The 11,225-nt window shown below is 63.5% G+C and carries 12 protein-coding genes and 1 pseudogene; 4 read left to right on the top strand and 9 right to left on the bottom strand.

Annotated elements, in window-relative coordinates; genetic code table 11:
- Window positions 1–392: pseudogene (locus CJZ78_RS13810) on the bottom strand (hypothetical protein); the annotation flags it as partial.
- Between the two features lie 421 nt (window positions 393–813).
- Here CJZ78_RS13810 and CJZ78_RS10780 point away from each other — a divergent pair.
- Entirely contained in the window at window positions 814–1,410 is a 597-nt protein-coding gene (locus CJZ78_RS10780; RefSeq protein ID WP_094561324.1) for a helix-turn-helix domain-containing protein, read from the top strand.
- A gap of 8 nt (window positions 1,411–1,418) precedes the next feature.
- Window positions 1,419–1,709 carry a hypothetical protein gene (locus CJZ78_RS10775; protein WP_094561323.1) on the top strand — a complete coding sequence of 97 codons (291 nt, stop codon included), beginning with the start codon at window positions 1,419–1,421 and terminating at the stop codon, window positions 1,707–1,709.
- 4 nt (window positions 1,710–1,713) lie between these two features.
- Here CJZ78_RS10775 and CJZ78_RS10770 read toward each other — a convergent pair whose 3' ends face one another.
- Window positions 1,714–2,301: a ferritin gene (locus CJZ78_RS10770; RefSeq protein WP_261355960.1), complete on the bottom strand. Its 588-nt coding sequence runs from the start codon at window positions 2,299–2,301 to the stop codon at window positions 1,714–1,716.
- 174 nt (window positions 2,302–2,475) lie between these two features.
- On the opposite strand from CJZ78_RS10770, the gene CJZ78_RS14220 reads away from it, so the two are divergent.
- Complete coding sequence (locus CJZ78_RS14220) at window positions 2,476–2,616, top strand: hypothetical protein (protein ID WP_198953885.1); 141 nt, start codon at window positions 2,476–2,478, stop codon at window positions 2,614–2,616.
- Window positions 2,617–2,624: 8 nt separating this feature from the next.
- Here CJZ78_RS14220 and CJZ78_RS10765 read toward each other — a convergent pair whose 3' ends face one another.
- From CJZ78_RS10765 to CJZ78_RS10755, 3 genes are all read right to left on the bottom strand, one after another.
- Window positions 2,625–4,091 (bottom strand): ABC transporter permease, encoded by a 1,467-nt coding sequence (locus tag CJZ78_RS10765; protein ID WP_369802054.1) that lies wholly within the window; start codon window positions 4,089–4,091, stop codon window positions 2,625–2,627.
- Between the two features lie 99 nt (window positions 4,092–4,190).
- On the bottom strand, window positions 4,191–5,237 hold the full coding sequence (locus CJZ78_RS10760) for an extracellular solute-binding protein (RefSeq protein WP_094561321.1): 1,047 nt from the start codon (window positions 5,235–5,237) through the stop codon (window positions 4,191–4,193).
- A 125-nt stretch (window positions 5,238–5,362) separates the two neighbouring features.
- Window positions 5,363–6,931 (bottom strand): iron uptake porin, encoded by a 1,569-nt coding sequence (locus tag CJZ78_RS10755; protein ID WP_094561331.1) that lies wholly within the window; start codon window positions 6,929–6,931, stop codon window positions 5,363–5,365.
- Between the two features lie 232 nt (window positions 6,932–7,163).
- Between CJZ78_RS10755 and CJZ78_RS10750 the strand changes: the two genes are divergently transcribed.
- The gene (locus tag CJZ78_RS10750; RefSeq protein WP_094561320.1) at window positions 7,164–7,694 is read left to right on the top strand and encodes a helix-turn-helix domain-containing protein; all 531 of its coding nucleotides are present in this window, start codon (window positions 7,164–7,166) and stop codon (window positions 7,692–7,694) included.
- Here the strand turns inward: CJZ78_RS10750 and CJZ78_RS14215 are convergent.
- The 4 genes from CJZ78_RS14215 to CJZ78_RS10735 form a co-directional block, all read right to left on the bottom strand.
- Window positions 7,691–7,834: a hypothetical protein gene (locus tag CJZ78_RS14215; protein WP_198953883.1), complete on the bottom strand. Its 144-nt coding sequence runs from the start codon at window positions 7,832–7,834 to the stop codon at window positions 7,691–7,693. The genes CJZ78_RS10750 and CJZ78_RS14215 overlap by 4 nt on opposite strands.
- Before the next feature lie 81 nt (window positions 7,835–7,915).
- Window positions 7,916–8,512 carry a HupE/UreJ family protein gene (locus CJZ78_RS10745; protein ID WP_094561319.1) on the bottom strand — a complete coding sequence of 199 codons (597 nt, stop codon included), beginning with the start codon at window positions 8,510–8,512 and terminating at the stop codon, window positions 7,916–7,918.
- Window positions 8,513–8,546: 34 nt separating this feature from the next.
- Window positions 8,547–9,650 (bottom strand): GTP-binding protein, encoded by a 1,104-nt coding sequence (locus CJZ78_RS10740; protein ID WP_094561318.1) that lies wholly within the window; start codon window positions 9,648–9,650, stop codon window positions 8,547–8,549.
- 56 nt (window positions 9,651–9,706) lie between these two features.
- Window positions 9,707–11,182 (bottom strand): iron uptake porin, encoded by a 1,476-nt coding sequence (locus tag CJZ78_RS10735; protein ID WP_094561330.1) that lies wholly within the window; start codon window positions 11,180–11,182, stop codon window positions 9,707–9,709.
- Between the last annotated feature and the right edge of the window lie 43 nt (window positions 11,183–11,225).

Genomic DNA, 11,225 nt, shown 5'->3' with positions numbered 1-11,225 from the left:
GTGCCAATGAGGCGGCTTCCAGGAAGCCCCAACGGGGCAAAACGCCTGAAATCTGGCGTTCTGAACCGCTGAATCAGCGAAATCCAGCCCGAACAGCAAGTAATCAGATCGCGAGAGGGAGGAACGCGGCGTTTCTGACGGTTTTTCCGCAAACTCTTAGCGTTCCAGAGGTTCATGCGCACCGGCATGTCAGTGATGCGCACTGTTTCGATGTTGCTGCCGATCTTGTGGCGATAGAGGGTGGCGTCGCCCTCCTGGATTACTTCAACGACGCAGTTTTGTGGCTTGCCTTGCTTGACGCTGCAATGGGTGTCGAGTTTGTAGAGCGTCGTTGATGCGGCGGTCTGCGCCAGAGATGGTGCCGATGCAAAGGTGCATGCGGCTGCGGTCACCAGTCCGAGCCTGCTGCAGAGAGTCTTGCGGTTCAACATGAAAAGAAATCCCCAGCGATGGTGGGACGCCTTGTCATCGTGATCACGATCACCATGCTTGTCTGCAGGCTGTTGCGCATGGCTACAAAACGCACATTTGCGGCACTGTGCTGTTGCAATTGAGGAAATAATCGTCGAAAAACGAAATTATTGGTGGCCGATGGGCCGCTCTGCTGTTGTCTTCGGTTTTTCTCTGCCTCGGGGCTTGCGGCTGTACGGGGGGCGGCAGGGTCTGATCCAGCCAGTGGCTGGCAGGGCGGTGATCAGGCTGTCGCGGCTGCCCCTCCGCCTTGCAATTGACAGTTGTTATTGAGAATCGCTTGCAAAAGGCGGCGATCTTGTTTAGGTTGCGAGTCATTCGCAATAAGTCCGCGCGGCGGCCATGAGTTTTCGCTTCCTCTCCGACGACCCCGTCTCTGCAGTGCGCATGCCCGTCGGGCAAACCGTGCTGCTCGATCCAGCCCTGCGCCCCAGTGGCAGCTGCATCGAGGTGCTCGATGGCGTGGCCCGTGTGTACTGCCCCTGTGAGGAGACCGAAGGGATGACCCTCGCCTTTCTGCAGGCAGGGGATCAGCTGTGTGTTGATCGCCTCTGCAGCGAGGGCGTCTGCGTCGAGGCCCTCACGCCCCTCAGCTTCCGCAGCGATGCAACTCCCCGTCAGGGCGAGGGATTTGATGCGGTCAACGAGTGGACCCTGCAGCTGTTGCGCATTCGCCATCTCGGCAGTGCCGAACAGCGCCTGCATGCCCTGCTGGGATTGTTGGTGCGTCGGCTGGGCCGCCGCTGCGGCAGTTGGTGTGATCTGCCCTTCCGGCTCACCCATGAGCGGATCGGTGAACTGATCGGCACCACCCGCGTCACCACCACCCGTTTGATCTCCCGCATTCGCCAGGCCCAGTTGATCGAAGCCCCCGTTGGCGAGCCCGGCATGCGCTTGGCGCCGGTGTTGATCGAAACCGCTCCCCTGGCTGCTGCCTGAGCCCTGCGATGACCAACCGTTCCCCCCACCTCAGCGCCCAGCCATCGGCCAGCCTGGTGGCCAGCCTTTGCCACGAAATGGACCAGCTGCGTTGCCGCGGTGCGCAGGTGATGGCCGATCTGGGCCGTTGCCGTGAGGAGCGACTGCTGCAGCGTCTGACGAGGGAGCTCCAGCAACTGCAGAGCCGCCGCCAGGAGCTGCAGGCCTGTGCCAGCCAGCTGCGCCGCAGCGTTGGACTGCGTGACAGTCTCGCCGTGGCGTTTCTGGAAGAACTGACCCGCCGGCCCCTGCCTTGCTAGGGGGTTACAACGCCAGTGATTCAGGGGCGTGCTTGCCCTGGCTGAGCTCCCCATCGATCACCAGCATGGCGGCGGGGTTGGCCTGGGCGAAGCGGATCCGCCCCAGCAGATGGGCGGCCTCGTTTTCGGAGTCGATCTGTCCCTGCACGATCGGATCGAGGAACACGGTGGTGCGCACATCGCCGGCCCGCTCCGCCATGGCATACAGCTGTTGCAAGGAGCTGGTCACCTCCGCCTCCATCTGGAAGACGGCGGAGAAAACCTCTTCGGCGCCTTGCCAGTGCTGGCGCGGCGGAGCCACAGCTTCGAGCAGCACGGTCTGGCCGCGGGCGACCAGGTAGTCGGCCACCAGTCCGGCGTGGTGTTGCTCGTTGCTCGCCTCGCCCTTGAGGTAGCTGCAGAAGCCCCGCAGCTCCCGCTCGCCAAACCAGATCGCCATGGCCCAATAGGTCGCACTGGCCTGGCGTTCCATCGTCAGGTGCTGCTGCAGGCCCTCCAGTAGGGAGGCCTCCATCGGCTGGGCCATCGCCCGTCCTGCGGGCCCGGTGGCCACGGGGCTGGTGGTGTTGGTGCTGGTGGTGGACTGCACCATGGTGTGGCTCGATTCGCTGTTTGCACCGTAGCCACAGTCGTCCCAAAGGAAACGTGTTGCAAATGGCACAACCGCCGGTAATCCGGCGTCAAATCTGCGCAGAGGCCGTCATTGGCAGGCCTGAACCTTCATAGGCTGATTCAAGAGTTCGACCTCACGACAGAGGTTGTCGCCATGGCCAAGCCCATCGGCCCCAGCAACGACGCCCGTTCGCCCCTTGGCCAGCGCGGCCCCAGCGTGGACAAGAAAAAGGGTTGCAAGCAGAGCAAGTGTTCCCACTGGAAGGGCGGCAAGTGCCGCTGCGGCCGCGACTAATCGCGCGATTAGTCGTGTTGTTCGAGGGTTGGTATCAGTGCAAAAGCCGCAATCAGACCAAAAATCATAATTAAAAGTGCCGGCGCCATGGCTGCTCCCACTCGCTCATCACTGGCGTATTGGAACACCCGCACCGCCAGGGTGTCGAAATCGAACGGGCGCAAGGCCAGAGTGATCGGTAGCTCTTTCACCACGTCCACAAACACCAGCAGCGAGCCCACCAGTAGGGGCCCCCTGAGCAGCGGCAGGTGAATGCGGCGCAGCACCCCCAGCCAATCGCAACCCAGGCTGGTGGCCGTTTCGTCGATGCTCGGAGGGATGCGCTCCAGCGCCGCATCAAGCCCTTGTTTGGACACGGCGATGAAGCGATCGCCATAGCCCCAAAGCAAGAGCAGCACTGGGCTGAACCCCAGGGGGCCCCCCAGGATGATCAGACCAAGCGCCAGCACGCTGCCGGGAATGGCATAGCCCAGCCCGGCCAGGAAACTCAGCTGTCGCACCAAGGGTTGGGGGCTCCAGCGCCGGGAGATGGCCAGTAGCAGAGCCGCCAGGCCGGTGACAGCGGTGGCCAGCAGGGCCAGTCCCAGGCTGCGGCTGGCCAGTTGGCCTAGTTCGGCGATGGATTCGGCTTCCAGACCCTGCCAGCCCTCTTGGATCCAGAGCACTGGAATCGCCACGGCTCCCAGTGGTGGGAGGGCACAGAGGAGTTGAGCGAGCGCTGAGCGCCAGCCCGTCAAGGGCCAGACGTGCCCGCCTCCTCGGCTGCCCTCCAGATTCCAGCGGCGGCTGCGTTGGCGGAGCAGGCGCTCGGTGGCGATCAGCACGGCCACAATCCCCAGCGCCACCAGCGACAGCAGGGCTGCTCCCTGGGGATCCCCATCCACTTGCCAGCGGTCCAGGATTCCAGCCGAGAGGCTGGGCACCCCCAGCAGGCGTACGGCGCCCAACTCATTGACCACCTCCATGGCGCTGAGGGCAACGCCGGCTCCGATCGACGGCAAGGCGATCGGCAGGGCCACCCGAAAGAAGCTGCTCCAAGGGCCCACGCCAAGGCTGCGGCTGGCCTCCAGCAGTCGCCGGCCACTCACCGAGAAACTTTCGGTGCTCAGCAGAAACACGTAGCTGTAATTGGCCAGGGTGAGGAGCACCACCGCCCAGCCCAGGCCGTGAATGCGCATGCCGCGATGGCTGCCCCAATCGATCAGGCTCGCGGCCAGCAGGTAGGCCGGAAACGCCATGGGCACCAGCTGAGCAATGCGCAGCCAGCGGCGGCCCGGGAAGCGGCAGACCGCCGTGAGCCAGCCGATCGCCGTGCCCAAAACCGCACCCAGGAGGCCTTCACCGGAAACCAACAGCAGCGTGCCCTTCACCTGGCTGGCCCCGTCGAATCCGAGCTCCAATGGCGTGTCGCCGCCACCGATCAGGGCATCCTTCAGCAGGGTCAGCAGCGGCAGCAAGGCGAGCCCGCACGCCACCAGGACGCCCACAAGAAGCCCGGTCCGGCTGCTGGAGCCGACCGGGCCATGGGATGTGGCGTCTTGGGTCGTGGAGGGCGTCAACGCTTTGCGCGCTCGTTACTCCCAGCCAGCCTCGGTCATCAGTTGCACCGCCTCGCGGTTGCGCTGACCCAGCTGCTCCATGGACACCGCAGAGGCCTTGAAGGTGCCGAAGGCCTTGAGGGTGGGATTGTTGCCCCAGCCTTTCAGGGGGTACTCGTTGTTGGCGGCGGCATAGCCCTCCCCGGAGGTGGGAGAAGCCAGGAATTCCAGCAGGCGTCGGGCTGCTTCCGGGTTGCGGGAGCTGCGGGTCACCCCTCCTGCGGTCACGTTGACGTGGGTGGGGTTGGGCCACACCACGCGCACCTTTTTGGCGGTGGCGCGGTCGGCTGTGTTGTCGCCGCTGAGCAGGCGGGCCAGGTAGTACTGGTTGGCGATGGAGGCGCCGCACTGCCCCTGGCCGACGGCCCGCACCATGGTGGTGTCGGAGGTGAAGAAGGGTTCTTTCATGTTGGCAACCACGCCTCGGACCCATTGCCGTGTTGCCGTTGCCCCGCGACGCACCAGTTCATCGGCCACAAGCGACTGGCTGTAGACGCTGGCCCGGTTGCGAAGACAGAGCTTGCCCTTGAACTCGGGCTTGGCGAGATCGGCGTAGGTGCGGATCGACTTGGGGTTCACCATTGCTGTGTTGACCATCACCGGGCGGGCGCGACGGGTGAGGGCATACCAGCGCCCCCCGGGATCCCGCAGGTTGGCCGGAACGTCCTTGTTGAGCTCAGGTGAGGAGATCGAGCGGAACAGGTTGTCCTGCTGGGCTCGATAGAGACGGGCCGCATCCACCAGCACGAGCAGGTCGGCCTTGCTCTTGTTGCCTTCGCTCTTGAGGCGCTGAATCAGTTCGTCATCTTTTCCTTCCAGCAAGTTCACCTTGATGCCAGTGCGGCGGGTGAATTCGGCGTAAAGCTGTTTGTCGGTGTTGTAGTGGCGGCCCGAGTAGACATTCACGTCCTGGGGCCGGTTCTGGGCCATGCTGGCCACACCGATGGCGCTAGCCAGGGTGGTGGCTGCCAGCGCTGTGGTGGCCAGGGCTGTGGTGGGGATGGCCGTGAGCTTGAAACGCATAACAACGAATGCCAGGTGGGGTGAATCGGGACGTTCTGGAATCCTGTCGGATGTCGTCGGCTGGTCCCGTAATGAATGCAAGGGGCCGGCGTAGCAATTGCTACGCCGGCTGCGTCATGCCGCGATCAGAAGCGGAACTGGGTTTGGATCACGCCGCCCCAGAGGTCCTGGCTGCCTACCTGGTTGGAGCTGTTGGTGATGTAGAAGAGCCCAGGCGTGATCGAGATGTTGTCGGTCACCTGGAACTTGTAGAACAGCTCCAGCGACAGCGGATCATCGACGCCGGCACCAGCGCTGGGGTTCTGGCCGATGGCGATGCCGGCCGCGTTGCCCTTGGCGAAGGCGTCATCCCACTGCAGGCCCACATACCAGGAGTCGGAATTGGCGGCCGACCCGGTTCCACTGATGTCGGTGAAGCCGTAGCCGGCGCTGATCGAGGGGATGATGCCCGTGTCAAGCGGCTGCCAGTAGCCAGCTACCGAGACGTTGTTGGAGGTTTGACCCGAGCTCAGGCTGCTGTAGGCCGAGCCGTTGGCGTTGATGGTGCGGGTGCCGAAGGTGCCGTTGCGATAGGCCACCGCTGCACCCCAGTTGCTGCCCTTGTAGCCAATCTGGGCCGTGGTGTTCAGGCTGCCGTCGCTGTCGAAGATCCCCTCATTGGAGATTTCGCCGTCTTGAGCGATGAAGTTCAGCGAGGCATTCCAGAAACCTTTGCCCTTGGCCACGTTCTGCTTCCAGACGGCACCAAAACCCTGACCCGTGGCTTTGTTGTAGACCCCAGGACTGCCGGCCGTGGTGAAGAAGTCGAGCAGTTGGGAGCGGTAAGCCGTGGGGATGAAGGCCAGGATCTCTGTGTTGCGCACCAGGGCTCCTGCTGTGAGGGTGAACTCCTTGCCCACCGGGAACTGGTAGAAGAGGCGGTCGATCGTGACCGTGTCGAGACCGCCAACGCCGCCGGTGCCAGCATTGGTGCTGGAGGCCTTGTCCAGCTTGAACAGGCTGTCGCCGGCGTTGAAGGGGCTGGCTGCGCTGAAGTTGGCTGAGCGCAGCCGGGTTTTCAGCAGATCTTTGCCGGTGAAGCTGGTGTCGAGATTGAGGCGGATGTCGTAGTTGAAGGTGGTGCGATCTTGGTTAACTGTGGTTCTCCCGTCGTAGTCGGGCACACCTCCCAGGATGAAGTTCACCTCACCTTTAAGCTTGGTGGTGGTGGAAAACTGCTGAGCTTCCAGTTCGCCCACCTGGGCTTCGAGGCCATCAACGCGGCCCTTGAGTACGGCGAGTTCTTTCTTGAACTCGTCCATCAGGCGTTGGAGCTCGTCGGTCACCTCAGTGACGCGGTCGAGGCAGGCGTTGAGCAGGGCCGCCGCTTCGTAGCGGGTCATGGCCTGGCCACCCTTGTAGGTGCCGTTGGGATAGCCGGCCACGCAGCCATACTTCTCCACCAGGTTGGTCAGGGCCTGATAGGCCCAGTCGGTGGGCCGTATATCGGAAAACTGGTTGACGCTGGTGACCTGGTTTTTGGATCGCCAGGCCTTGAGCTCGTCGATTTCTTGCTGCTCCATGTAGTCGTTGATGGCCTCGCGGCCATTCAGCGACGCCAGTTCACCCGCGGCTGCGGTTTCAGGGGCGATGACGGCAGGCAGCACCAAGCCAAGGGCGGCAGGTGCCAGCAGCATGCGCTGGAACGGATTCATGAACTCCTCACAACAGAAGTAGGTGGATTCCCAATGAATGGGAATCAACTGCGCCTACTTCTATTGGATGAAAGGAGCTTGATCGCCCCGTTCTGATTCAAGTCAGGGTATCAAATGTCACGTGAGCTGGTGTGGAGTGCCGTTGTTGGTGAGCATTGCCTTTTTAGCCCTTCGCGTACTTGCATCATGGGATTGCGCTGTTGGAACGCAGACGCCCTGCCATGGATGTGTTGTGCAGATCAACGTCGGTCAATCGGTGCTGTTGTCCACAGACACGTCGGGCAGCTGGCTGCAACTTTCCATCACCAGTGGTTTTGGCCGGTTGTCCGATTCAGAACTCACATTGGCCTTTGTTGGCCCTGGCGATGTGCAGTTGATTCGGATCCCCGCCGGTTGCGCAGGCTGTCTGGAGGCGCTGACGGATCTCTCGGTGGTCTGGCGTGATCTGCCAGATGGTCTCGGGTTCGGCGACGATTTGATCAGCGATTGGATGCTGAGGCTGTTACGGCTACGCAGTCAACCCCAGGCAGATCGGCGTCTACAGGTTCTATTTCAGGCGCTGATCTGGCACCACGGGCGCAGGATTGGCCAAGGGTATTGGCTGCCGTTTTGCCTATCCCATGGGCGATTGGCCGAGTTGATCGGTTCAACGCGCCCAACAGCAACGCGAGCGCTGCAACAACTGCGCCAATATGGGCATTTGCGGGATCACCCCGATCAGCCTGGCTGGTTGTTTCAACCCGATTTTCTGACGCTGGTCTAGCGGCTGCGCCGGACACGCACGGGCACCAGCACCGGCTGCATCAACCCACCGCCGCCGTTGTCGTCATCGGAGACGGTGGTGAGCCAGAAGGCCAGGCCGAACAGAGCGAGGACGCCCGTGAAGAGGATGATTTCGGCCATGGCGTTCGGATTGGCTCGAGTAATCGTAGCCAGGCTGGCAAGGGGGTGCTGTAGCGATGGTGTCTGGTTTCGGGGCGGTTTCTACACCAGCGGAGCCAGGGCGAGCAGCCCGCCGCCAAGGGTGAGGCCTGCGGCCAGGGCCAGGCCCCAGGCGGGCTTGCTCTTGCGCAGCACAGCAAAAGTAGTGCCTACAACGGCGGTGGAGGCCAGGGCCGCCCCGATCCACCAGCCGAGCAGCTCGGAGGCGCTGCCGCCGGCTTCCTGGCCGTGCAGCATGGCGTGGACGGCCACGCCAACCGCCAGCACCACGGTCAGTACCCCCTGGCCGTCCAACTGGTGGCTGCGCTGGCGTGCCAGCAGGGCGAGCCCTAGCCCCGACACCGTGAGGGCGGCCAGCACTTCCGCAGCGGGCAGGCTGCCGCCGAAGGCGCCGAACAGGGATCCGACCACCGCTGCAGCCAGGGAGACCAGCAGCAGAGAGGGGCCCGCCAGGGCGGCGGCACCACCCACGCCCACCAGTAGCAACAGGTGGTCGACGCCCAGCAGGGGGTGGCTGGCTCCGGCGACCAGACCGCCAGAGGCGAGGCCATGGCCCCCCGCGGGTAGGGCGGAAAGCAGGCTCAAGGCCAGGCCGGCAGCGGCGGCGGGAGCCAGTTGGCGGAGGGAGGAGGGGGGCATGGCGATGGCGAAGGCCTCAGATTCAGTATCCCGCTCAGGCGAGGCCCTTGCCGGAATCTTTGGCAACGCACACCTGGAGCTGGCGGCGCAGCGCGTCGTGGTTGAGGTTTTTGCCGATCAGCACGATCTGGTTTTTGCGGGTGGCGTCGGGCCAGTCGGAGTCGTCGATCGAGAAGCGCTTGCCGGCCAGGTGGAACACATGCCGCCGCTCGCTCTCGTTGAACCAGAGGATGCCCTTGGCCCGAAACACTTCCGCCGGCAATTGGTTGTCGAGGAAGTTCTGGAATTTGCGCAGGGCAAAGGGGCCTTCCGCCGCAAACGACAGGGAGGTGAAGCCCTCGATCGCGGCGTGGTCGGGATGGTCGGCGTGGCTGTGATCGTGATCGTGGTTGTGCGCGTGGCTGTGAGCGTGTTCGTGCTCGTGTTCGCAGTGGCCGTGCTCGTGGTCGCAGGCGCTGTGGTCTTCTTGCGCCGTGCGTTGCTGCTCGGCAACGATTTTGTCGCTCTCGAACAGGCCCACGCTCAGCAATAGCGGCAGGGGCACCTCACCGTTCACCGACCGCAGGATGCGGGCGTCGGTTTTGATGCTGCGCAGCTGCTCTTCCAGGGCGTTCAGCCGCTCTTCGGCCACCAGGTCGCACTTGTTGAGCAGCAGCATGTCGCTGTACACGATCTGGGCCCGGGCCACCTCGCCCTCCAGCAGCTCGTCGCTGAAGTTCTCCGCATCCACCAGGGTGATGATCGAGTCGAGCCGGGTGGCATCGCGCAGGTCGCTGCCCAGGAAGGTCATGGCCACCGGCAGCGGGTCAGCCAGGCCGGTGGTCTCCACCACCAGGTAGTCGACCGGCTCGGGGCGATCCAGGATCCGATACACCGCTTCGAGCAACTCGCCGTTGATCGAGCAGCAGATGCAGCCGTTGCTCAGCTCCACCATGTCGTCGCCAGTGGCGACGATCAGGTCGTTGTCGATGCCGATTTCCCCGAATTCATTCACCAGCACCGCCGTTTTCAGGCCCTGCTGGTTGCTGAGGATGTGGTTCAGCAAGGTGGTTTTCCCAGCTCCCAGAAAGCCGGTGAGGATCGTTACCGGCAAGCCCGTGGGACTGGCCGTGGGGGCGGGGCTGGCGCTGGCGGTCATCGAATCGGGAGCTGCCGAGAGAATTGGACCTTAGGAAGGGCAGGATCGCCCCTGGCTCAGAACTGGAAGCTGGTTTTGATCAGGGCACCGACCTGATTACCGCCCCCCTGATTTCCGCCCGGGTTGTTGAGGTAGAAGATCGCCGGGGTCACTGAGATGGCATCGGTCACCTGCCACTGGTACCACCATTCCCAGGCCCAGACGCCCTTCTCCGTGTCGGCCCCGTTGCGGGTGGCTGTGGCAAAGGCCGGCTGGCCCACACCCATGCCAAAGCTGTTGCCTTCCGCCAGCACATCGCTCCATTGCAGGCCCACCATCCACGACTGGCTGGTGCGCAGATTCGTGCCTGAGCTGCGGTTGAGGCCGTAGCCGGCGCTGATCGACGGGATCCAGCCACCCTCGGCCGGCTGCCAGAAGCCGCTGATGCCGAAGGCATTGGTGCTGGCCCCGAACCCTTCAATCTCGGCGGTGATAAAGGGTGTGGCGCCGGGCACACCCACGCCGCCATTGAGATAGGAGTAAATCGCCGCAAGGCCCCAGTTCTCCTGGCCATAGCCCAGCTGCACGGTGCTGGTGCCGGCTGAGGTGCTGGTGAACAGGCCCTGGCTGGAATCGGCTGCGTTGGCGGCGACGTAATTAACGCTCACGCTCAAGCCGTTGTCTTGCCACCAGAGACCCAAGCCGGGGCCGAGGTTTTTGTTGTAAGCCAGGGGTGCACCGTTGAGGGTGAGGGCGTTGAGGATCGTGTCGCTGGGATAGGCGCTGGGCCAGAGGGCGAGCATGTCTTCCTGGCCCACCCGGCCGCCGAAGGTGGCGGTGAACTGGCTGCCGATTGGGAATTGGTAGAAGAGCTTGTCGATGCCCAGCACATCGGGGCCACCCTCCTCTTGGAATGCGATCTCCAAGGTGGAGAGCCCGCCACCGAAGGCATTGCGTTCTCCATCGAAGTTGCCGGCCCGCAGCACCGTGCGCAGCAGATCCTTGCCGGTGAAGCTGGTGTCGAGGTTGAGCTGCACGTCGTAGTTGAACGTGACCTGCTCACCGGCGGGGTTGTTGCTCACCCCACCCACCACAAAGGTGGCCAGGCCAGAAAGTTTGGTGGTGGTGGAAAATTGGGTGGCCTCGAGTTCGCCCGCTTTGGCTTCCAGGCCATCGACGCGGCCCTTGAGCACGGCCAGTTCCTTCTCGAACTCGGCCATCAGGCGCTTGAGATCGTCGGTGACGTCCGTGATGCGATCGAGGCAGGCGTTGAGCAGGGCGGCGGCCTCGAAGCGGGTCATGGAACGGCCTCCGCGGAACGTGCCATCGGGGTAGCCGGCTACGCAGCCATAGCGCTCGATCAAGTTGCTGAGGGCCTGGTACGCCCAGTCGGTGGGGCGCAGATCGGAGAACTGGCCAATGCTGGTGACCTGCTCCTGGCTGCGCGCGTAATGGTTGACGCGCTCAAGGTTGAGCTCGGTTGCTGCAGCCGCGACGGGTGTCAGCAGGCCCAGGACTGCCGTTGCAGTCAGACCTTGTCGGATCGATGCCATTTGCTTGGTCACCAAGGGTTGCGGATTGCAGCCCAGCAGAGTT

Origin of the sequence: Synechococcus sp. 8F6, assembly GCF_002252665.1 — a bacterium.
Taxonomy (GTDB): Bacteria; Cyanobacteriota; Cyanobacteriia; order PCC-6307; family Cyanobiaceae; genus Cyanobium_A.
The sequence above is the reverse complement of the archived record's forward strand: the minus strand, read 5'-3'. Positions and strand labels throughout refer to the sequence as shown.